The sequence below is a fragment of the Rhizobium sp. P2_G9 genome (assembly GCF_056403475.1).
In genome coordinates this window covers 57,306-78,095 of sequence record NZ_JBFUFK010000016.1, presented here as the reverse complement: position 1 = coordinate 78,095, position 20,790 = coordinate 57,306, and the positions used below count along the sequence as shown (strand labels likewise).

Sequence of the window (20,790 nt, the reverse complement as noted above, 5' to 3'; positions counted from 1 at the left end):
AATGACGACGGCCCCGCTTCGCAATATTGCCGGGCTGACCGGCGCGCAGGGCGCGGCAGGCCGGGCGCGGGCATTGCGCGCGCTTCTGCCGGCGCTGTCCCTGGCACTGGTGCTGATCGCCATTGCCTGGCTCAATCCGCGCGCCATTTCCTATTTCGGCTTCAGCCTGATGCTCAATCTGGCGATCCCGATTGCGCTCGCGACCATCGGCCAGATGTTCGTCATCGCCGGCAATGAGCTGGACCTGTCGATCGGCACCTTTGTCGGTTTCGTCGGCTGCGTGACGGCCACCTGGCTGCATGACGATCCTGCGATCGGCGTGCTTGTGCTCCTCGGCGGCATTGCGCTCTACGGGCTGCTTGGGGCGCTCATTCATCTGCGCAACCTGCCGTCTATCGTCGTCACGCTCGGTATGAGTTTCGTCTGGCAGGGGCTGGCGATCCTGATCCTGCCGAAGCCGGGCGGCAAGGCGCCGGACTGGTTGCAGGCGCTGACCTCGCTCAAACCGCCTTACATTCCCCTGCCGATCCTGGCGGCGATCCTGATTGCCGTGGTCGTGCAGTTCGGATTGATGCGCACCTCCTATGGTGCGGTGCTGCGCGGGTCGGGCGGCAATCCGGCGGCATTGGCGCGCGCCGGCTGGTCGCTGCTCTGGACCAAGGTCGTGCTGTTCTCTCTTGCCGGCGTGTTCGGCGTGCTTTCGGGGATAACGCTGATCGGCATCACCTCGTCGGGCGATGCCAATATCGGCAATGGCTATACGCTGCTGTCGATCGCCGGCGTCATCCTCGGCGGCGGCGAGTTTGTCGGCGGGCGTGTGTCGCCGATCGGCGCGGTCATCGGCGCACTGACGCTGGCGCTCGCGGCCTCGTCGCTGCTGACCTTCATGCGCATTCCGCCCGACTGGCAGGTGGCGGCCAATGGCGCGATCCTGATCGTCGTGCTGGCTGCGCGCGCCTTGATCAGCCGCAGGGAGACGTAAGATGACTTACGTGAAGATGATCGCATCGAAACCCTGGATCTGGTCCTTCCTCGGCGCGCTGCTGGTCTGGCTTGCCACCATTGTGTTTACCGGCGGTGTCGGCGCCGGCGGCATGGTCACGGCGGCGTTGTCGCTGGCTGTATTCATGGTGATTGTCGGTATCGGCCAGATGTTCGTCATCACGCTCGGGCCAGGCAATGTCGATCTGTCGCTGCCGGCCAATATCGGCCTGGCAAGTGCGGTGGCGATGAAGACCATGGACGGCCAGGACAGCATGATCGTTGTCGGACTGATCGCGGCGCTTGCCTGCGGCGCGGCCATCGGTGCTGTCAATTACCTGCTGATCTGGGCGCTGCGCATTCCGCCAATCATCGCAACGCTGTCGGCAAGCTTCATCATCCAGTCGGTCGACATCAGCTATGGCCGCGGCCTGCAGATCAAGCCGCCGCCGGGTTTTGCCGATTTCACCAATGTGCAAGTGCTCGGCATTCCGGTGCTGGCGATCCTGACGGCCGTGTTCACGCTTGGCGCGGCGATTGCATTGCATCGGATGATCTACGGGCGTTCGGTCCTGGCGATCGGCCAGAACATCCGCGCCGCCTGGCTGGCGGGCGTCAATGTCGGCCGTATCCGGTTCCTGACTTACATGCTGTCGGGCACGCTCGGTGGACTGAATGGCGCGCTGCTGGCCGGCTATTTCCGTGGCGCCAATGTCGATATCGGCAATGAATATCTGCTGTCGTCGATCGCGGTCGTCGTCATCGGCGGCACGTCCGTGGCCGGCGGCAAGGCGAATGTGCCGGGCATTTGGGGTGCGGCGCTGTTTTTGGTGCTGCTGCTGACCATGCTCAATACATTTGGCGTCAGCGCCGGCCTCAGGCTGCTGTTCACCGGACTGATCATTGTCGGCGTCATTACCGCCGCGGGCGGCCAGAAAGCGCTTCGGTAGGGCTCGCGGCTCAGAAGGGGCCGCGTGAAGCGATGTCCTTGAACACCTTGTCGAGATCCGTGAGCCGCCGCTGGTAGGCGGCGCGGATGCAGGCGACGTCGCTGCCGCATTTGCCGCGCAGCGTCAGCCATGCCTTTTGCGCGTCACGGATGGCATCGCGCTGCCCCATCGCCACCATCTGCAATTCCATGTCGAGCACGGTCGCCATGCGCACATCGGCGTCGTTGAGATCAAGATGGGCGCAGATCGCCTTTTCGTCCGGGGCTTGCGCCTTGGCACAGTCGAAGCTGGCGGCATGGGCGCTTGTGACAAACAGCAAAGGCAAGGCAAAGGCGATATATTTCAGCATGATCCGCTCCGGTAATTCTGATCTCTTTTGATGAAGTCTGTAACCGGGGCGCAGGTTCCGACACGGGTATGAAATCTGCGTGGACGGTTAAGGCGCCCGCGGATCGCGGACGCCCCAAAGATAGTGATCAAGACTGGAAGAAGGACAGGAGATCGGGGTTGATGATCTCCGGATGCGTGGTGCACATGCCATGCGGCAGGCCCGGATAAGTCTTGAGCGTGCCGTTCTTGAGGAGCTTGATGCCGAGCAGAGCGGAATCGGCGATCGGCACGATCTGATCGTCCTCGCCATGCATAATCAGCACCGGGACGTCGATCGTCTTCAGGTCTTCGGTGAAGTCGGTTTCCGAGAAGGCCTTGATGCAATCGTAATGCGCCTTGGTGCCGCCCATCATGCCCTGCCGCCACCAATTCTCGATCGCGCCTTGGGACACTTTGGCGCCCGGACGGTTGAAGCCGTAGAACGGGCCGGATGCCACGTCGAGGAAGAATTGGGCGCGATTGGCCACCTGTGCTGCGCGAAAACCGTCGAACACTTCGATCGGCAGGCCGCCGGGATTCTTATCGGACTTGACCATGATCGGCGGCACCGCACCGATCAGCACCGCCTTGGAGACGCGGCCGGGCTTGGCGCGGGCGACATAATGGGCGACTTCGCCACCGCCGGTGGAATGGCCGACATGGATGGCGCCCTTGAGATCGAGCGCGTCAGTCAGCACTGCGACATCGGCGGCATAGGTGTCCATCTCGTTGCCGGTCCAGGTCTGGGTCGAGCGGCCATGGCCGCGGCGGTCATGGGCGATAACGCGAAATCCCTTTTCGAGAAAGAACATCATCTGCGCATCCCAGTCGTCGGCCGAGAGCGGCCAGCCGTGATGGAAGACGATCGCCTGAGCGTCTTTGGAGCCCCAATCCTTGTAGAAAATCTCTGTGCCGTCGGCGGTGGTAACGAAACCCATGGTCGTTCTCCTTCTGGGCTTGAGTTGAGGCAGCGGGCGGTGCTGCCGGTGGAATGGGTCAAATGGTCAAGCGCGGTCCTTGCCTGTCATGCGGAAGCCGGAAGATTGGAAACCTGATTTGCGCTTTTTTGCCAAAATAGCGCCTTGCGTGAATTTAGCGATTGTTTTTGCACGCCTTGACTGCAGGAAAATGACGTATTGCAGCTCGGCTAAATTTCTGTCTGGCGCCTGCTTTGGTGATGTCAGGTCCAGTCGCGCTCACCCCTTCGCCACTTGTGCAGGCTATACCAGGAAATCAGCAGGAAGCCGCCCGCGAGGCCCAGATGCTCGAAGAAAGTATTGGTCGCCAGATCACGTTCCAGACCCGGCGGCATGCTCCAGAAGCGGAAGGCGATCAGCGTCGCAACCACGGTGAAGGTTGCCAGCACCATCGCGCCGATCCAACGCCAGAAGCCGGTGATGATCATCAAAGAGGCCCCGAGCTGGATGAGGATAATGAACGCCGCGACCGGCCGGGCCGGGGTGAGGCCATAACGCTCCACCTCGGCGACGGCGCCGCCGAAATCGTAAAATCGCATCGCAGCGCCCTGCAAATAGGCCGCGCAGAGCAGGATGAGCCCCAGCCAACGCACCGGATGGCTCATGAGCACCGGCTGGCAGGTCACGGCCAGATTGTGTTCTATTCTCGCAAGCATGTTTTCCCCTTCCGCGATGTGATGAGCAAGGGAAGCTTACAACGGCTTTTCGGCATCGTACAATGCCATCGGAAGATGCCTTTTGTCAGTTTATGTTGCAAAACTTCGGACCTGCCGGATAGTATCCTTTCGTCTATGCCGTCCCCTCGCAATCGATAGATTTCCCATGCGCGATTTTCAGTTTCCCGGCCGTTCCCCCGTCCGCGCCACCGGTGCGATGGCGGCAACCTCCCACCCGCTTGCAACGCTGGCGGCAATCGACATGCTGCGTTCCGGCGGCAACGCTATGGATGCGGCGGTGACTGCCGCGGCCGTGCAATGCGTCGTCGAGCCGCAATCGACCGGCATCGGCGGCGATTGCTTTGTGCTTTATGCGCCGAAGGGCGAAGGCAATGTGGTTGCGTTCAACGGTTCGGGCCGGTCGCCGGCAGCAGCGACGCTCGACTGGTACCGCGAGCGAGGTTTTGAGGCCATCCCCGAATCCGGGCCGCATGCGGTGACCATTCCCGGCGCTATCGACGCCTGGTGCCGGCTGCTCAATGACCATGGTCGCAAGGGCATCGATGCGGCGCTGGCGCCCGCCATCCGCTATGCCGAGCAGGGCTATGTCGTGCATGACCGCGTCGCTTTCGACTGGGCCGAGAAAGTGGATCTGCTCGCCGGCGACGAGGCGGCGGCGCGCATCTATCTCAAGGACGGGGCAGCGTTCCGGTCGGGCGACAGGCATGTGCAGCCTGAACTGGCGGCAACGTTGAAAACCATCGCGGCTAAGGGCCGTTCAGGTTTTTATGAAGGCGCTGTCGCCGAGGATCTGGTCTCGCGGCTCAAAGCGCTGGGCGGGCTGCACACGCTTGAGGATTTCGCCGCGGCACGCGGCGATTATGTGCAGCCGATCAGCACACATTATCGCGGCCATGACATCTATCAGATGCCGCCCAACAATCAGGGCCTGACGGCGCTGATCATGCTCAATATCCTGTCTGGCTTCGATCTCGGCTCGCTCGATCCGGATGGCGCCGGGCGGCTGCATCTGGAACTCGAAGCCGGCCGGCTCGCTTATCGCGACCGCGACACCTATTTCGGCGACCAGGACAAGGTGCATGTGCCGGTCGCCGACCTGCTGTCGATGGATTATGCAGCGCGGCTGCGGTCGGCGATCAGCTCGGATCGCGCCATGACCGACCTGCCGCCGGTGCCCCTCAGGCCAAGCGATACCGTCTACATCTCGGTGGTCGATGCCGATCGCAATGCGGTGTCTTTCATCAACTCAATCTATATGTCCTTCGGCAGCGGTGTGGTCGGGCCGAAGAGCGGCGTGGTCCTACAGAACCGCGGCAGCAGCTTCCGGCTGATCGAGGGCCATCCAAATGCGATTGCCCCTAGCAAGCGGCCGATGCACACGATCATGCCTGGCATGGCGGTAAAAAACGGGCGGGTGATGATGCCGTTTGGCGTGATGGGCGGCGGCTACCAGCCGTTCGGGCATGTGCATCTGGTCACCAATCTCGTCGATTTCGCCATGGACCCGCAACAGGCCATCGATGCGCCGCGCGTCTATTACCAGAACGGCATGGTCGAGGCGGAGCGCGGCGTGGCGGCATCGGTAGTCGAAGGCCTGCAAAGGCGGGGTCATTCGGTCACGACCACGCCCGAGCCGCTGGGCGGCGGCCAGACCGTGCTGATCGACTGGGAGAAGGGCACGCTGACCGGCGCCTCGGACCCGCGCAAGGATGGCTGCGCGATCGGCTACTGAGAGTCGGTCAATATAAGTAAGTGCTTATGTTGATTGCGTATTTTCCAGATGATTTGCCGGCTTTCCACCGGTCATCAAGTCGCGGTTAAGGATTTTTTCCTAAGGTTTCCGCGCGGCGAGGCGGTTCGCCGAGGGTTGCAATCGGGCAGCCCGATGACAGCGAGATGACCCGTGACCTCGGATGCTTTTCAGAATGACATTTTCGAGCTGGCCCCCGTTCCCATGTGGATCGAGGATCTCAGCGGGGTCAAGGCGCTGTTCGACAGCTGGCGGAGCGAGGGTGTCGAGGACATAATAGCCTTCCTGGAAGAGGACATGGAACGAGTCGTGGCCTGTTCCCGGCAGATCAGGGTCATCGACGTCAATGCCAAGACGCTGGAACTGTACGAGGCCGACAGCCGCGAGCATCTTGTCGCCAATCTCGCAAAAGTCTTTCGCGATGACATGCTGGAAAACCTCATCCTGGAACTGGCGCAGCTTTGGGACGGCAGATCGGAATTTTCCAGCGATGCGGTCAATTATAGCCTTTCCGGCCGCAGGCTCGATATCCAGCTGAAAGCCACCGCGCTGCCAGGTTATGAGAAGACGCTCGGCCGATTTCTGCTGACGACGGAAGACGTCACGGTCCGCGAGGAATCCCTGCGCAAGGAAAATGCAAACCGTCGCTACGCCGAGGGACTATTCGAACATTCGCCGGTGTCGCTCTGGGTCGAGGATTTCAGCGAGGTCAAGATCCTGATGGATGATGTCCGCCTTCGCGGCATCACCGACTTCCGCGCCTTCACCGACGTGCATCCGGAATTCGTCCGCAAATGCATGAGCGAGATCCGGGTCATCGACGTCAATCGGGCGACGCTCGACCTGTTCTGCGCGCCGGACCGCAGGACGCTGCTGAGGCAGATATCCGAAGTCTTCCGCGACGACATGGAGCAGCATTTCCGCGAGCAGTTGATCGACCTGTGGAACGGCAATCTCCTGCACCATCGCGAGGTGGTGAATTATGCGCTCGACGGTTCAGAACGCTACGTGCTGCTGCAACTCTCTGTCCTCCCCGGCTCCGAGCATGATTGGTCGCTGGTGCTGGTGGCGCTGACCGACATCACCGCGCGTAAGCGGGCGGAGGCCCATCTCGAATATCTCGGCAAGCATGATGTGGCCGACGCGGCTGCATAGCCGCGTCTTCTCGTCGCTTTCACCCGCGTATCATAGCCCTTGCGGGGAGACCTAGGCTCTCGCCAGCGCCACGACCGGGTCCAGCCTCGACGCATTGCGCGCCGGCAGGTAGCCGAAGACGATGCCGATCATGGTCGAGACGCAGAAGGCCCAGACGATCGATGCCGACGAATAGACAAAGGAGAGCTTGTCGGTTGCCAGGCTGAAGCCGGCGCCGACGCCGAGTGCCGCCAGCACGCCCATGCCGCCGCCGATGCCGCAGACGAGCACGGCTTCGGTCAGGAACTGTTGCAGGATATCGCTGCGCCGCGCGCCGACCGCCATGCGCACGCCGATCTCCTGCACGCGTTCGGACACCGAGACCAGCATGATGTTCATCACGCCGATGCCGCCGACGATCAGCGAGATCACGGCGATTGCCGCCACCAGTAGCGTCAGCGTTTCCGTTGTGCTGGTGATCGTCTTGCGGATGTCGTCGGTGTTGAGGATGAAGAAATCCTTGGTCTTGTGGCGCGCCTGGAGAAAATCCGTCGTCGCCTCTTCGGCCAGCGTCGTATCGGTATTGTCGTCGACCTTGAGCAGGATCGAGCGCAGCGACGGGCTGCCGAGGAAGCGGGCCTGCACGGTCGTATAGGGCAGGTAGACGTTGAGATTGCCGCTGGCGCCGAAGCCGGTGGATTGCGCCGCGGTGACGCCGATGATCTGGCTCGGCACATTGCCGATCAGGATCACTTTTCCGATCGGGCTCTCGGTCTTGTCGGGAAACAGGGTGGTGCGGGTGTTGTCGTCGATGACGACTTCCTGTGACATGTCGTCGATACCGGATTTGTCGAAGAAACGGCCCTCGGCCAGCTGGGCGTTGCGAACGGCGAAGAAATCGGCACCGACGCCGTTGACCAGCGCATTGGCCTCCGTCGAGCCGAGTCTCAGCGTGCGCTGGCCGGTGACGGTGGGCGTCACGCCGGCGGCAAACGGCTGTTCGGCGAGCGCTTCGGCATCGGCCAGAACCAGCGTCTCGACCTTGCCGGAGCGGACGTCGCCGAAATCCTTGCCCGGGAAAATTTCGAGCGTGTTGGAACCGAGCTGGGAAATGTTGGCGAGCACCTGCTGCTGCGAGCCGGTGCCGAGTGCGACAACGGCAACGACGGAGGCGATGCCGATAATAATGCCGAGCATGGTCAGCACCGTGCGCAGCCGATGGGTGTTCATGGCGATCAGCGCCATGCGCACTGCCTCGCCGAAACGGCCGATGGCGGCGCTGATACGGCGCTTCTTGCGGCCGGATTCCTTTTCGGACAGAGCGTCGTCGGCTGCCGCTTCCGTCTGTTCCGGCACCGGATAGTCGGCGGTGATCCGGCCATCGGCGATCTCGACGATCCGCCGGGCGCGGCGGGCGACGCTCATGTCATGGGTGACGATGACGATGGTGTGTCCATCGGCATTGAGTTCAGCGAGGATTTTCAGCATTTCCTCGCCTGTATGGCTGTCGAGCGCGCCGGTGGGCTCGTCGGCGAGGATGACATCGGCGCCGTTGATCAGCGCCCGGGCGATCGAGACGCGCTGCTGCTGGCCGCCGGAGAGCTCTCCCGGCCGATGGGTGAGGCGCTCAGCCATGCCGAGCCGACCGAGCAGGGCGGCGGCCCGGTCGCGGCGCGTGTCGGTGCCGAGCCCGGAATAGATGGCGGGAAGCTCGACATTGCTGAGCGCCGTCAGTTCCGGCAGCAGGTGATAGCGCTGGAAGATGAAGCCGAAATGCTCGCGCCGGAGTGCTGCCAGTTCGTCCGGATCGAGCGACGAGGTCGAGCGGCCATCGATGCGGTAATCGCCGCGCGTCGGCCGGTCGAGGCAGCCGAGAATGTTCATCAGCGTCGACTTGCCGGAACCGGAGGGACCGATGATCGCCACCATTTCCCCGGCCTCGATATCGAGATGGACATCATGGAGCACAGTGAGCGCTGCCTCGCCCGTGCCGTAAGTGCGCTCGACGCCATCGAGGCGGATGACCGGTTCGCTCATGCTCAGAGCCCCATCGGTCCGGGTCGGCGGCGCATGAAATTGGTGCCGACGAAGTTGCCGGAACTGCGGCTGGAGACGACACGCTCGCCTGCATCGAGGCCCGATTTGATCTCGGCGCGCACCTTGTCGTCGAGGCCGACTTCGACGGCGCGGCGCTCGACTTTGCCATCGTTGCCGATCACCTCAACGAAGGTCTTGCCGCTCTTCGGGCTGGTGCGGATGGCGGTGGAAGGGATGATGACTGCGTTTTTCGCCTGGCCGAGCACGATATGGACTTCCGCGGTCATATAAGTCTTGAGGAAATTGTCGGGGTTCGGCACGTCGAAACGGCCATAGTAGTAAACGGCTGCCGAAGTCGAATCCGATGAGCTTGACGCGGCGGTGGTGGTCGTCGCGATCTCGGTATCAGAACGCAAGTCATCCGGGGCGGGATCGACGCTTTCAAGCTTGCCCTCGAACTGTTTCGAAGGGTCGCCGAGCACGGTGAAATAGACGGGTTGGCCTGGCTTGACCTTGGTCACATCGGCTTCGGAGATCTCTGCCCGCACGGTCATCTGGTCGATCCGGCCGAGCACGACAATGGTCGGCGTCGACTGAACCGCATTGAGCGTCTGGCCCTGTTGGGCTTGGATCAGCAGCACGGTGCCGTCCATCGGTGCAGTCACCTTCGTATATTGCAGATTGATGTTTGCCGTCTGCACGCCGATCTGGGCTTCGACGATCTCGGCATTGAGGGCAGAAATCTGTGCTTCCGTGGTGAGCACGGTGGTTTGGGCGGATTGCACGGCATCCTGCGATGTCGCATGGGTGTCGAACGCCGTCTGGGCGCGTTTCAACGCTTCCTTCGCATAGACGAGGCTCGCCTGCTTTTCCTGCAATTGCGCCTGGACATTGGCGAGCGCTGCATTGGCGGTCTTGAGCGCATTCTGCTGCGGTAAGCTGTCGATCTGGGCAATCAGGTCGCCGGCCTTGACCGTCTGGCCGAGCTTGACGTTGAGCGCGGTGATGCGGCCCGAAACCTGCGCGCCAACCGCGACCATCTTGGCGGGCCGCAGCGCGCCGGTTGCCAGCACTGCCAGTTCGATATCGCCGCGCTCGGCCTCGGCGGTGATCACGCCCGCGAGCGGATCAGCGGCATGGCGGTGGCGGTACCACAGAAATCCGCCTCCGCCGAGAGCCAACACGATGAGAAGGAGGACCAGATATTTGAAAAATCTTTTCATTCGGTGGGCCAGCGGAGGCTATGCGAGGACATGCTTGATCAATAGCATCTGCTTGTTTCGCGGTCATTGCGCGAATGTAAAGAAGTATTGCACTGCAAAAATGCCGCAGGCCTGCCTGCTGAAGCGCTTCGCATGACCATGGATTTGGGTGATACGCCCTGGAACGGCGGGTTACCTATGATCGCCAGAACTGCTCCCGTTATCGCATGGCATCTGCTCAGTAGACGATACGATTTCCCTCTTTGGGAAAGGTGCCGCGCCAGCCGCATGGGAAGTGTCCGCTCATGTACCAGTAAGCCTGGCTAGCATAGAACCCAGGCGGATAGACATCAGCAAATTCACCCTCTATGCACAGGTGGAGGATATCCCAATTCACGGTGTCCACGAACACTTTTGGCAGATTATTTTCAGCCACCACGCGACGCGTTTTTTCACGGACAAGCGCCTCAACAACTGGCTTTACCGCAACAGCGATGTCGTTCCATCTCCGGTATTCATCCAGAGATCGTTCGAGTAATCTGGCCCGATATTGATTAACCGCTTCCAGGCATAAGTTCTCCCATTCCAGCGAGCCGCAATGTTTGATTGCTTCCTCCCAGGAATTGAGAACTTCCGCCGTCTCCTTATCTTGAACCCCAACATTGCGGAACCACTCCACCTGTCGGAGTTCTTCCAATGCGGCCTCAGTCCTCGCATGCATTCAATCACCAGCAGCTATTGGGGTCTTTCAAATCTCTTCACCGGCCTGACGATCCGGCTTTTTGTTTTTGCGCACGTCGCTTGAAGCCACGCACCCCTTTCGGGCGACATGCGGTGGCTAGCGGTCTTACCCCCGACCGATATAGGGCATGCTCGAAGCCATCACCGTCATAAACTGCACATTGGTATTGAGCGGCAGGGCTGCCATGTAAGAGACAGCATCGGCGACATGCGCCGCATCCATCAGCGGCTCGGCCTTGATCGAACCGTCCGGCTGGCGTGCGCCCTGGCCCAGCGATGCGGCCATGTCGGTGGCGGCATTGCCGATGTCGATCTGACCGCAGACGATGTTGAACGGCCGGCCGTCGAGCGCGATAGAGCGGGTGATGCCGGTCACGGCATGTTTGGAGGCGGTATAGGCGATCGAGTTCGGGCGCGGCACATGCGCCGAGATCGAGCCGTTGTTGATGATCCGGCCGCCCTGCGGATCCTGTTTCCGCATGATGGCGAAGGCGCCGCGGGCGATCAGGAAGACGCCGTTGAGATTGGTGCCGATGACGCGCATCCAGTCGTCGACGGCGAGTTCGTCGAGCAGAACGCCCGGTGCGGTGATGCCGGCATTGTTGAAGACGACGTCGAGGCGGCCGAAGCGTTCGTTGATCTCGGCAAACAGCCGGTCGACCGAGGCGGGGTCGCTGACATCGCAGGGAATGACCGTGGTGTTGCCCGCTTGCGCTTTCGCGGCGGTCGCCTCGAGATTGTCGCGGCCACGTCCGACGAGAATGACGTGATAGCCATCCGAAACAAGCTTCAGCGATACGACCTTGCCGAGGCCGCTGCCGGCGCCGGTCACCAATGCGATTTTCATTTTCTTCTCCCGAGATTCGAACCGCGCGACCTTAGCGTTTTTGGGGCAGGTTGGAAGGCCTCAATTCTGTTGCGGCTGCGGCAGGCCGGGCGACCACCATTTGAGCGGCACGCGGCCGGTCGCCAATTGATAGATCGTGCAAGCGGTGATCAAAGCAACAACGACATTGGCGAAGACGAAGAGGATCGGCGCAAGCAGGGCAACGGGACCGCTGTCGCCGCGTTCGACGAGTCTGAGCGTAGCGGTGGAGAGCGCAGTGATGCCGAAGGTGAAGGCCCAGAAGCCCAGCGAAAAGCCGCCTTCGAGGATCCACGGCAGCAGTCTCAGCATGATCAGCACCTGCAGCACGCCGTAGCCGACCAGCATATGGGCAATAATGTCCGGCGGACCGGAATAGGCGCTGAGATAGGCCACCGCGCCGACCGCCGGCGGGGCGAGTTGGATGCCCAGCGTCGGGCGGAGCGGCGGCGGCAGAGTGACGGCGTAGAGCCGCTGCACCAGCACGGATTCCACCGCCAGCCAGCTCAGCACGCCGGCGCCGAAGAAAAGCTCGCCCCAGTTTGCCATTCCGAGCGCTGAGACGACGATCGCCGCGACGAAACTGCCGGCAACCGAGGGAAGGTAAAGCACCGCTGTGGTAGAGGCAGGTTCTCGTCCTCCCTGCCACAGGCCGCCTGTTCGCCACACCGCAAACAGCATCGTGAAGATCGCGCCGACCCCGAACAGGATTTTCGCACCGATATGGGAATAGGGCAGGACGGCGCCGGCCGAGAGCATGGTCGAGACGCCGGCGAGGCCGATGAAACAGCAGAAAACCGGATGGGCGACTTCCTCGAACGCATCCTGTTTGGCGACGATCCATTTCGCCACGAACAGGGAAAGCAGGATGAGCCATACCAGCACGCCGACGAGGATGATTGTCTCGCCGATCGCCGGGGGCAGGGGCCAGACCTTCGTCGCCGCGCGCCACGAWCCGCCCAGCCCGACAATGCCGAGCACCATGCCGAAGAAGCTCGCGGGAACAAGTGGTAGTTTGATACCGGCAGCCATCCCATCCCCCCGAAATTCACCTGCAGATCGGATCATTTCCTAGCGTCACCCGATGACCGGTCAAGCGAATTTTCGCGATGCGAGATGGCGTGCGGCGAGGTGAGCAGAGACTTAACCGCGCGTCCAATTATTTGGCAGGCGTCCGGGTGCTCAAGTTAAAAGCCTGAAAAACGATGGTAAATATTCTTCGATCGGTCGGGCGACGGAAGGAGGGCCGTCTGGCGCATCGCCTGGCTGTCTCAAATGCCGGATTGCGGCAGAGGTTTCATTGTTGCGGAGTGTCTGCGGATCAAAAATACTCCTAGCAAATAAAAAGGGAGAGGAAATGCAGGTCGGCATCAATTTGCTGTGCCTCACGGGGTTCGTCCAGAAGGCCCATCTGGCCGACATCCGGCGGCTCAAGGAGCTCGGCTATGACGGGGTGGAGATACCGGTGTTGCGCGGCGATCCGCAGCATTATGCGTGGCTCGCTAACGAGCTCGACGGCATCGGCCTGCGCCGTACGACGACCTCGGTGATCCCGTCGCCGGATGCCAATCCCGTCTCGTCCGATGCCGCTGTCCGCAAGGCAGGCATTGCGCATCTTGATTGGGCGCTGGACTGTGCCATTGCGCTCGGTGCCGAAAGCGTTGGCGGTCCGTTTCATGCGCCGATCGGGTATTTCACAGGGGTTGGGCCGACCGAGGATGAGCTCAATTATGGGGCGGATGCGCATCGCCGCATGGCCGAGCGTGCCGATGCGAACGGTCTCTTTATCAGCCTCGAACAGCTCAACCGGTTTGAGACCTATTTCCTCAACACGATGGAACAGGCGCGCTCTTATGTAAGTCGTGTCGAAAATAAAGCCTTCCGCATCATGTATGACACGTTCCACGCCAATATCGAGGAACGCAGCCAGCGGGCGGCGATCGAGTCGATCAGCGGCCATATCGGCATGGTGCATGTGTCGGAGAACGATCGCGGCATTCCGGGGCGCGGCCATATCGATTTCGGCGAGATTTTCTCGACGCTTCGGCGCATCGGCTATGACGGCTGGATCACCATCGAGGCTTTTGGTTCCGGCCTGCCGGAGCTTGCCGCGGCGACACGCGTCTGGCGGCCGCTGTTTCCGGATTTCGATACGCTGTATTCGGAATCGATCCGCTTTGTCCGCAATGGCTGGGAGAAGGCGGCATGACGGATGGCACTCCGGTCATCGAAATGGCGCATATTTCCAAGGCGTTTCCGGGTGTCCGGGCGCTGGATGATGTGGGCTTCACCGTCCATGCCGGCGAAGTGCATGCGCTGGTCGGCGAAAACGGCGCCGGCAAATCGACGCTGATCAAGATTCTCTCGGGCGTCTACCGACCCGACCAGGGCGACATCGTGCTCAATGGCCAAAAGGTGGCCTTCCGGCATCCGGTCGAGGCGCTGAGAGCCGGCATTTCGGTGATCTACCAGGAATTCTCGCTGCTGCCCGAACGCACGGTGGCGCAGAACGTCTTTCTCGGCCGCGAGATCCGCAAGGGCCTGGTGCTCGACAATGCCGCCATGCGCGCCGAGACCCGGCGGGTGCTCGACCTGTTCGGCGCCGGCGCCCGGGTGTCGCCCGATGCGCTGGTTGCCGATCTCGATGTCGCGACACAGCAGATGGTCGAGATCGCCAAGGCGATTTCGCTCGATGCGCGCGTCGTCGTCATGGACGAGCCGACGGCGGCGCTCAACGAGGCGGAATGCGAGGTGCTGTTCCAGACCATCGACAAGCTCAGGCAGCACGGTACGGCGATCATCTACATCACCCATCGCATGCGCGAGGTGACGCGGCTCGCCGACCGGGTGACGGTGCTGAAGGATGGCGAGGTCGCCGCCCGCTTCGATACGCCACCGCGGCCCGAGGCCATCGTGCGCGCCATGGTTGGCCGCGATATCGCCGATTTCTATGCGCCGCCGGCGACGCGCGAGGAAGTGGGCGCGGTGGTGCTATCGGTGCGCAATGGCGGCAATGCCAGCCTGCGCAACATCAATCTCGACCTGCGGGCCGGCGAGATTGTCGGCTTTGCCGGCATCCAGGGGGCGGGGCGTGCAGCACTTGCCATGGCGTTGTTCGGCCACACGCCATTCACGTCCGGCCGCGTGATGCTGAACGGGGCCGAAGTCACATTCACGTCGCCGCGTGATGCCATCCGCGCTGGCCTCGGCCTGCTGCCCGGCGACCGCAAGGCCGAAGCGCTGGTGCTGATGCAGTCGGTGCGCGACAACGGCATGCTGACCGCGCGCGCCTTCGGCAATCTGGCGGCGACGCACAAGGCCAATAGCGATGTGTCGCTCGACGGCATGGACGAGCTGCTCGACCAGATGGAGGTGCGCGCCGCCTCCTATGAGCAGGATATCAAATTCCTCTCCGGCGGCAACCAGCAGAAGGCGATCCTTGCCCGCTGGCTGGCGCTGAAACCCAAGGTGTTGATCTTCATCGAGCCGACGCGCGGCATCGACGTCAAGGCCAAGGCAGGCATCTACCACCTGATGCGCGATCTGGCGCGCCAGGGCACCGCGATCATGATGGTCTCTTCAGACCTGCCCGAAGTCATCGGCGCCGCCGACCGGGTGCTGGTGATGCGCGCTGGCACGATCGTCGCCGAATTCCCGCACGGGCCGGCCGAGCACGAGATCATGCTGGCGGCGACCGGCGAAAGCGAGGTGGCGGCATGACCGACATCAGCCTTTCCCCCGCCAAGCCCGGCCTGCGCTTCGAGCGCTGGGCGCCGGCTTTGCTGCTGGCGATCGCGCTCGTCATCTACGTCGTGATCGCGGTCGCGACGGACCAGACGCAATATCTCACCGTCAATAACCTGATCTCCATCGGCGACCGCTCGATCACGCTTGGCATCACGGCGGTGGGGCAGACATTCGTCATCCTGCTCGGCTCGATCGATCTCTCGGTCGCCAGCCTGATCTCGGCGGCTGCCGTGCTGACATCCGTGGTGATGAACGGTGATCCGGCGATGACCATTCCGGCGATCCTCGCCGTGCTGGCGGTCGGTGCGATCGTCGGCGTGGTCAATGGCGTCATCGTCGTGCGCTTCGAGGTCAATCCGCTGATCGCCACGCTCGGCACCAGCCTGATCATTCAGGGCATTCTCTCGGCCTTCGTGTCGAATTTCACCGGTTCCGTGCCGGAGGAGTTCCAGGCTCTCGCCTATGGGGGACTCGGCGGCGTCCCCTATGGGCTGATCTTCCTCGCGGCCCTCGTCGTGCTGGCCTGGTTCGTGCTGCGCTTCACGCCGTTCGGCTCCAACATCTATTCGGTCGGCGGCAATCCGGATGCGGCGCGGCTGGCCGGCATCAAGACCAGCCGTATCTTTCTGGCGGCACATCTCATCTGTTCGCTGTCGGCGGCCGTGRCCGGGCTCTATCTCGCCAGCCGCCTGCGCTCAGGCGCGCCCTGGGTCGGCGCCGACGGCGTCTATGACCTGCAGTCGATTGCGGTCGTGGTCATTGGCGGCACGATTCTCGCCGGTGGGCGTGGCGGCATCTGGGGGACGATTGCCGGCGTGCTGATCTTCTCGCTGATCGATTCGATCTTCAATCTCGCGGGCGTCGATGCCTTCGCCAAGCAGGTGCTGCGCGGCATCATCATCATTGCCGCCGTTGCCTTCTATGCGGTGCGTTCGAAGAGGCTGGTGGCATGACGGACCAGGCCTTTGCACATACCGAAAAGCCCAGGCGCAAATTCAGCCTGCCGCAGGTCAATCCGATCTATTTCGTGCTTGCCGCGCTGATTGTCGCGATCATCGTCTACAATCCGAGCTTCGCGCAGCCGGGCGGCTACATGAACTTCATCAAGCGCGGCGCACCGATCGCGATCCTGGCTCTCGGGCAGCTCTATGTGCTGGTCTCGGGCGGTTTCGACCTTTCCCAGGGCTCGTTGATGACGCTGGTCGTGGTCGGCTCGTCCATGCTGCTCGGCACGGATGTCGAGACGACGGTCTGGGTGATTGCGGTCATGTTTGCCGTCGGCGCAGCGGTTGGCCTGATCAACGGCCTCGTCGTCTGTTACCTGAAAGTGCCGTCGCTGATCGCCACATTGGGCATGATGATCACGCTCAATGGCGTCGCCTTCATGTGGTCGGGCGGTTCGCCGCGTGGCTATCTCGCCGACAGCTTTCGCTGGTTCGGGCGCTACAATTTCACCGGTCTGCCGGTCATCCGCATCCTGCCGGTGGCGATCATCGTGCTCTTCGTCGTTTGTTTCGCGCTCTACTGGCTGATGCATCGCACCAATCTCGGGCGGATGATCCATGCGATCGGCGACAATCCGCGCGCGGCACAGCTGGCCGGCGTGCCGGTCAATCGCGTCCGCATTCTCGCCTTCGTCATCTCGTCGCTGACTGCTGTCATCACCGGCATCCTGCTCGGCGGCTTTGCCGGCGTGTCGACGGATGTCGGCAAGGGCTGGGAATTGCAGGCAATCACGGCGGCGGTGCTCGGCGGTGCGCAATTGCTCGGCGGGCGCGGCTCGGTGTCGGCGACGATTGCCGGTGCGCTGACGCTGACGGCGATCTTCACGCTGCTCAATTTTATCGGCCTGCCGCAGCCGGTGCGGCAGGTGGTGCAGGGGGTGATCCTGATCGCCGCCGTGGCGCTTGCCATGAACAGGCGCAAGCATACCGGCCGCTAGGCCGCACGAATTTCGCATGGCGGGAGGTTTGCCATGCGGATGGAGTCATCGAAACCAAAGGGAGGAACTGATGAAGAAACTACTCTTTCTCGCACTCACGATGGGGCTGACATTGGTCACCAATGCCTTCGCCCAGGCACCCAATTTCGACGATCCGAAGGAATTCGCCCGCCAGCGCGAACTCCTGAAAGTCAAGCCCATGGGGCCGGAAGGCAAGCCCTGGGAGCAATATCTGGTCGACGGCATGAAGGACACGTCGAAATTCAAGAAGGATGGGCCTTACACCATCTGCTTCTCGAATGCCGGCGTGAACAATCCCTGGCGCGTCGTCGGCTATACCGACATGCAGCAGGAGGTGAAGCTGCATTCGGATATCAAGGAACTGATCCATGTCGATGCGCAAGGCTCGGATGAGAAGCAGATCGCCGATATCAACGACCTCTTGAACGGCGGCAAGTGCAGCCTGCTGATCGTTGCGCCGAACACCACGGCAGCCCTGACGCCGGCCGTCGAAAAGGCCTGCGCCAAGCTGCCGGTCATCGTCTTCGACCGCGGCGTGACCACGACCTGCCCGATCACCTTCGTGCATCCGATCGGCGGCTACGCCTTCGGCATCCTCGGGGCCGACTACATCGTCAGCAAGGTGCCAAAGGGCAGCAATGTGCTGATGCTGCGCATCCTGCCCGGCGTCGATGTTCTTGAAAACCGCTATGCTGCCGGTAAGCGAATCCTGACGGAAGCGGGCATGAAGATTGTCGGCGCCGAATTCACCGATGGCGACAATGCCAAGACCAAGTCGATCGTCGAGGATTATCTGCAGCGCGGCAAGATCGACGCGGTGTGGATGGATGCCGGCGCCACCTCGGTTGCGGCGATCGAAGCCTTCCAGGACAGCGGCAACGACGTGCCGGTCTTCGTTGGCGAGGATCAGCAGGATTATCTGCAGAAGTGGAAGGAGCTGAAGCTCAACGCCATCGCGCCGACCTATCCGACCTATCAGTGGCGCACGGCGATCATTGCCGCCCTGCACGTGCTGAAGGGCGAGCCGGTGCCCGGCCCGGAATGGATCCTGCCGCAACCGGCCATCACCCAGGACACGCTCGACAAATATGTCAACACCTCGATGCCGCCGCTGCATTATGCATTCTGCGGCTGCGAGAACATGCCGAACTATCCGGCGGCGTGGATGCATAAGTAAGATTGACTGGCGGACTGCGAGGGGCGCCGTGAGGCGCCCTTTTCGCGCCCACTGGTTCGAGAAGAAATGGCGCCGCACGGCGCCAACTTCATTTGGGGCAAGGGGCCGCCGCGGGTTTTCCTCGCCCCTTGCGGGAGAGGATGCGAAGACCGGGTGAGCGTAAGCGAACCCTTGGTCGAAGTTGGTGAGGGGTGAAAACTCCGTCACATTACCCCTCACCAAGCGCGGCCAAGGGTTCACTGCGTTCACCCGGCCTTGCTATCCTCTCCCGCAAGGGGAGAGGTAGGGTGCCACAAGCTCACCTCGCCAGATGCTGTTCCAGCGTCTGCCGAACTCGCTCAAAATCCACGGCAATCCGCTGCCGCTCGGTCAGGCTCGTATGCGGACGCCAGGCGAGCCGCAACCGGGCACGATCAACCCCGGTCGCATCCGAGATCGCGGCATCGAGATGCATCTCATACTGCGGCTTGCCGAAAGCGATGATCGCTGTGTCGCCCACCACAAGCTCGGTAAAGGCATCGCTACGCTCATGCAGCCAGGCGAGCAATGTCTCAGCCGGGCCGGCAAGCGGGGCGATGCCGAAGGCGGCGAAGCCGAGTGTTATGGCCGCCGGGCCAGCCGTGATCGCGCCGTCGAGGCGGCGGCGAATGAGCTGGGCGTCCGACAGGCGCCGTACGATGTCGAAGGCGGTGCTGCGCGACACATCCGCCTTTTCGGCCAGGTCCATGACACTGGTGCTGTCGTCCCGGCTGAGTTCGGCCAGGATGCGCGCCAGCGATGCGACGCCCTGGGTTTCCTCGACGCTCATTGCCAGGACCTCGTCGCCGAACGATTATAGCTGTTGCCGGGATAGTGGACGCGGAAGGCGCGGGGATTGTAGCCCTCGCCAAGGCCCGAATGGAAGACGAGATCATCCGGCAGATCCCAGCGTACGCGATCCTCGACCCAGGCATCGGGCTTCAGCGAGCGCGTCGCCGCACCCTTGGTGATCGCGACATAGAGCGGCACGTCGACGCGTTTCGGCACCCATTGCCCCTGCAGTGAGGCATGGAGGATCTCCATGGCGCGAAAGCCCATGGATGCGGGATAGTCGACCGCGGCAAGCTGCACCTGGTGACGGATGGCGAGCTTGTAGGCGAAGTTGAGGTCGCCGCCGGTATGCGGCGGAAATTCGCCGCGCGACGTGGCGAAATCGTTGAACGCCTGCAACGAGCCGACACCTTGCAGGCCGCTGTCGCACCAGACGCCCGAAATCGGGGTGGCGCGCGAAAGATGGTCGCGGACGATGTCGCGTGCCCGTTCGCGGTCCCAGCCGGTCCATTCGACGGGCAGAAGCTGGATTTCAGGGAAATTGGCGAAGGCCGACAGGGCTGCGGCAAGCCGCTTGCGCGCCGGCTCGGCCTCGGAATGGCCGGGCAGCATCAGCACGGGGCCTTGACCAGCCAGGCGTTCGCCGAGCCAGATCGCCGAGAGACGGCCGATACCGGCATCGTCGGCACAGACGAAGCTCAGATAGGGGACATCTTCGGTCACGCCGCGGTCGACAAGCACGACGGCGATGCCGGCCGCCATGGCGCGCCCAACGGCGGGCGCCACGATATCCGGCACGGCGGCGCTGACCAGCAGGCCGTCGACACCCTCGGCGATGAAGGCGTCGATGTCGGCAGCCTGCTGCAAGCCATCTTCATTGGCGTGGCGCACGGTGAACCGGTCGACAGCGCGGCCGAGCCGGGCGGCGGCGAATTCGGCGCTATGCACCAGGGCATAGCGCCACGGATTGGAGAGCGAGGCATTGGAAAAGCCGATGCGGTAGCGACCGTCGCGGTGGCGCACATGCGGTGCCGAGAGCGCGATCGGCCCCGCCTCCGGTTTTTCGCGCAGCCTTTCGGACTCGGTCAGCCGATGGCTGCCACCGGCGGGAGGGCAGGGGCGAGCGCCAGGCCGGGTGGCGAAGGCCGCTGCGGCAGGGCCTATGCGCAGGCTGCCGCGTGCGCGCAGGATCAAGCCGGCCTCTTCGAGGATGCGGGCAATCCGATAGGCACTGGCGCGCGCAATGCCACATTCGGCAGCGAGATCGGTAAGTCTTGCCTCACCATTATGCTGCGCCAGTGCCAGCAGCAAGGCGATCGCATCATCGATACCATTGCGGTATTGGCCCATGCCGCCTCCCAACGTTTGGACCCTTTCATTAGAGGATGCTTGGGCTCTGCAAGTCAACCG

The 20,790-nt window shown here is 62.5% G+C and carries 18 protein-coding genes and 1 pseudogene; 9 read left to right on the top strand and 10 right to left on the bottom strand.

Translation table 11 applies throughout. The features are described from left to right. The first annotated feature begins 1 nt into the window (after nucleotide 1). Together AC1DYF_RS15860 and AC1DYF_RS15855 are read left to right on the top strand one after the other, a co-directional pair. Entirely contained in the window at nucleotides 2–982 is a 981-nt protein-coding gene (locus AC1DYF_RS15860) for an ABC transporter permease (RefSeq protein ID WP_477877699.1), read from the top strand. A 1-nt stretch (nucleotide 983) separates the two neighbouring features. Further along, the gene (locus AC1DYF_RS15855) at nucleotides 984–1,931 is read left to right on the top strand and encodes an ABC transporter permease (protein WP_477877698.1); all 948 of its coding nucleotides are present in this window, start codon (nucleotides 984–986) and stop codon (nucleotides 1,929–1,931) included. A 10-nt stretch (nucleotides 1,932–1,941) separates the two neighbouring features. Here AC1DYF_RS15855 and AC1DYF_RS15850 read toward each other — a convergent pair whose 3' ends face one another. From AC1DYF_RS15850 to AC1DYF_RS15840, 3 genes are all read right to left on the bottom strand, one after another. Continuing rightward, on the bottom strand, nucleotides 1,942–2,280 hold the full coding sequence (locus tag AC1DYF_RS15850) for a lysozyme inhibitor LprI family protein (protein WP_477877697.1): 339 nt from the start codon (nucleotides 2,278–2,280) through the stop codon (nucleotides 1,942–1,944). A gap of 127 nt (nucleotides 2,281–2,407) precedes the next feature. Next, a complete protein-coding gene (locus AC1DYF_RS15845; RefSeq protein WP_477877696.1) occupies nucleotides 2,408–3,238 on the bottom strand; it encodes an alpha/beta fold hydrolase in 831 nt (276 codons plus the stop codon). Nucleotides 3,239–3,480: 242 nt separating this feature from the next. Continuing rightward, nucleotides 3,481–3,933 carry a DoxX family protein gene (locus AC1DYF_RS15840; RefSeq protein ID WP_477877695.1) on the bottom strand — a complete coding sequence of 151 codons (453 nt, stop codon included), beginning with the start codon at nucleotides 3,931–3,933 and terminating at the stop codon, nucleotides 3,481–3,483. 166 nt (nucleotides 3,934–4,099) lie between these two features. Here AC1DYF_RS15840 and ggt point away from each other — a divergent pair, with 166 nt between their 5' ends. After that, complete coding sequence (gene ggt / locus AC1DYF_RS15835; protein ID WP_477877694.1) at nucleotides 4,100–5,686, top strand: gamma-glutamyltransferase; 1,587 nt, start codon at nucleotides 4,100–4,102, stop codon at nucleotides 5,684–5,686. Nucleotides 5,687–5,908: 222 nt separating this feature from the next. Next, nucleotides 5,909–6,875 (top strand): annotated as a pseudogene (locus AC1DYF_RS15830) (PAS domain-containing protein); the annotation flags it as partial. 35 nt (nucleotides 6,876–6,910) lie between these two features. Here AC1DYF_RS15830 and AC1DYF_RS15825 read toward each other — a convergent pair. The 5 genes from AC1DYF_RS15825 to tehA form a co-directional block, all read right to left on the bottom strand. Continuing rightward, nucleotides 6,911–8,875, bottom strand: a complete 1,965-nt coding sequence (locus tag AC1DYF_RS15825) for a MacB family efflux pump subunit (RefSeq protein ID WP_477877693.1) — start codon at nucleotides 8,873–8,875, stop codon at nucleotides 6,911–6,913. Between the two features lie 2 nt (nucleotides 8,876–8,877). Further along, entirely contained in the window at nucleotides 8,878–10,098 is a 1,221-nt protein-coding gene (locus AC1DYF_RS15820; protein ID WP_477877692.1) for an efflux RND transporter periplasmic adaptor subunit, read from the bottom strand. A 217-nt stretch (nucleotides 10,099–10,315) separates the two neighbouring features. After that, on the bottom strand, nucleotides 10,316–10,774 hold the full coding sequence (locus AC1DYF_RS15815; RefSeq protein WP_477877691.1) for a hypothetical protein: 459 nt from the start codon (nucleotides 10,772–10,774) through the stop codon (nucleotides 10,316–10,318). A 150-nt stretch (nucleotides 10,775–10,924) separates the two neighbouring features. Beyond that, complete coding sequence (locus AC1DYF_RS15810; RefSeq protein ID WP_477877690.1) at nucleotides 10,925–11,665, bottom strand: SDR family oxidoreductase; 741 nt, start codon at nucleotides 11,663–11,665, stop codon at nucleotides 10,925–10,927. 60 nt (nucleotides 11,666–11,725) lie between these two features. After that, nucleotides 11,726–12,715, bottom strand: coding sequence for a dicarboxylate transporter/tellurite-resistance protein TehA (tehA, locus tag AC1DYF_RS15805; RefSeq protein ID WP_477877689.1), 990 nt, complete (start codon nucleotides 12,713–12,715; stop codon nucleotides 11,726–11,728). A 325-nt stretch (nucleotides 12,716–13,040) separates the two neighbouring features. Here tehA and AC1DYF_RS15800 point away from each other — a divergent pair, with 325 nt between their 5' ends. From AC1DYF_RS15800 to AC1DYF_RS15780, 5 genes are all read left to right on the top strand, one after another. Further along, a complete protein-coding gene (locus AC1DYF_RS15800; RefSeq protein ID WP_477877688.1) occupies nucleotides 13,041–13,892 on the top strand; it encodes a sugar phosphate isomerase/epimerase family protein in 852 nt (283 codons plus the stop codon). After that, nucleotides 13,889–15,403, top strand: a complete 1,515-nt coding sequence (locus AC1DYF_RS15795) for a sugar ABC transporter ATP-binding protein (RefSeq protein WP_477877687.1) — start codon at nucleotides 13,889–13,891, stop codon at nucleotides 15,401–15,403. The genes AC1DYF_RS15800 and AC1DYF_RS15795 overlap by 4 nt, the downstream gene beginning before the upstream one ends. Next, complete coding sequence (locus AC1DYF_RS15790) at nucleotides 15,400–16,383, top strand: ABC transporter permease (protein ID WP_477877686.1); 984 nt, start codon at nucleotides 15,400–15,402, stop codon at nucleotides 16,381–16,383. The genes AC1DYF_RS15795 and AC1DYF_RS15790 overlap by 4 nt, the downstream gene beginning before the upstream one ends. Beyond that, nucleotides 16,380–17,372 (top strand): ABC transporter permease, encoded by a 993-nt coding sequence (locus AC1DYF_RS15785; protein WP_477877685.1) that lies wholly within the window; start codon nucleotides 16,380–16,382, stop codon nucleotides 17,370–17,372. Before AC1DYF_RS15790 ends, AC1DYF_RS15785 begins: the two co-directional genes overlap by 4 nt. 70 nt (nucleotides 17,373–17,442) lie before the next feature. Next, on the top strand, nucleotides 17,443–18,570 hold the full coding sequence (locus AC1DYF_RS15780) for a substrate-binding domain-containing protein (RefSeq protein ID WP_477877684.1): 1,128 nt from the start codon (nucleotides 17,443–17,445) through the stop codon (nucleotides 18,568–18,570). Nucleotides 18,571–18,868: 298 nt separating this feature from the next. On the opposite strand, the gene AC1DYF_RS15775 is transcribed toward AC1DYF_RS15780, so the two are convergent. Together AC1DYF_RS15775 and AC1DYF_RS15770 are read right to left on the bottom strand one after the other, a co-directional pair. After that, nucleotides 18,869–19,378 carry a MarR family transcriptional regulator gene (locus tag AC1DYF_RS15775; protein WP_477877683.1) on the bottom strand — a complete coding sequence of 170 codons (510 nt, stop codon included), beginning with the start codon at nucleotides 19,376–19,378 and terminating at the stop codon, nucleotides 18,869–18,871. Continuing rightward, the gene (locus AC1DYF_RS15770; protein WP_477877682.1) at nucleotides 19,375–20,730 is read right to left on the bottom strand and encodes a substrate-binding domain-containing protein; all 1,356 of its coding nucleotides are present in this window, start codon (nucleotides 20,728–20,730) and stop codon (nucleotides 19,375–19,377) included. Before AC1DYF_RS15770 ends, AC1DYF_RS15775 begins: the two co-directional genes overlap by 4 nt. Nucleotides 20,731–20,790 lie beyond the last annotated feature (60 nt).

Coding starts and splice junctions, on each gene's coding strand:
- AC1DYF_RS15845 (WP_477877696.1), bottom strand. CDS start 3,238: ATGGGTTTCGTTACCACCGCCGACGGCACAGAGATTTTCTACAAGGAT.
- AC1DYF_RS15820 (WP_477877692.1), bottom strand. CDS start 10,098: ATGAAAAGATTTTTCAAATATCTGGTCCTCCTTCTCATCGTGTTGGCT.
- AC1DYF_RS15770 (WP_477877682.1), bottom strand. CDS start 20,730: ATGGGCCAATACCGCAATGGTATCGATGATGCGATCGCCTTGCTGCTG.
- AC1DYF_RS15785 (WP_477877685.1), top strand. CDS start 16,380: ATGACGGACCAGGCCTTTGCACATACCGAAAAGCCCAGGCGCAAATTC.
- AC1DYF_RS15800 (WP_477877688.1), top strand. CDS start 13,041: ATGCAGGTCGGCATCAATTTGCTGTGCCTCACGGGGTTCGTCCAGAAG.
- AC1DYF_RS15840 (WP_477877695.1), bottom strand. CDS start 3,933: ATGCTTGCGAGAATAGAACACAATCTGGCCGTGACCTGCCAGCCGGTG.
- AC1DYF_RS15775 (WP_477877683.1), bottom strand. CDS start 19,378: ATGAGCGTCGAGGAAACCCAGGGCGTCGCATCGCTGGCGCGCATCCTG.
- AC1DYF_RS15810 (WP_477877690.1), bottom strand. CDS start 11,665: ATGAAAATCGCATTGGTGACCGGCGCCGGCAGCGGCCTCGGCAAGGTC.
- AC1DYF_RS15860 (WP_477877699.1), top strand. CDS start 2: ATGACGACGGCCCCGCTTCGCAATATTGCCGGGCTGACCGGCGCGCAG.
- AC1DYF_RS15780 (WP_477877684.1), top strand. CDS start 17,443: ATGAAGAAACTACTCTTTCTCGCACTCACGATGGGGCTGACATTGGTC.
- AC1DYF_RS15795 (WP_477877687.1), top strand. CDS start 13,889: ATGACGGATGGCACTCCGGTCATCGAAATGGCGCATATTTCCAAGGCG.
- AC1DYF_RS15850 (WP_477877697.1), bottom strand. CDS start 2,280: ATGCTGAAATATATCGCCTTTGCCTTGCCTTTGCTGTTTGTCACAAGC.
- AC1DYF_RS15825 (WP_477877693.1), bottom strand. CDS start 8,875: ATGAGCGAACCGGTCATCCGCCTCGATGGCGTCGAGCGCACTTACGGC.
- ggt (WP_477877694.1), top strand. CDS start 4,100: ATGCGCGATTTTCAGTTTCCCGGCCGTTCCCCCGTCCGCGCCACCGGT.
- AC1DYF_RS15855 (WP_477877698.1), top strand. CDS start 984: ATGACTTACGTGAAGATGATCGCATCGAAACCCTGGATCTGGTCCTTC.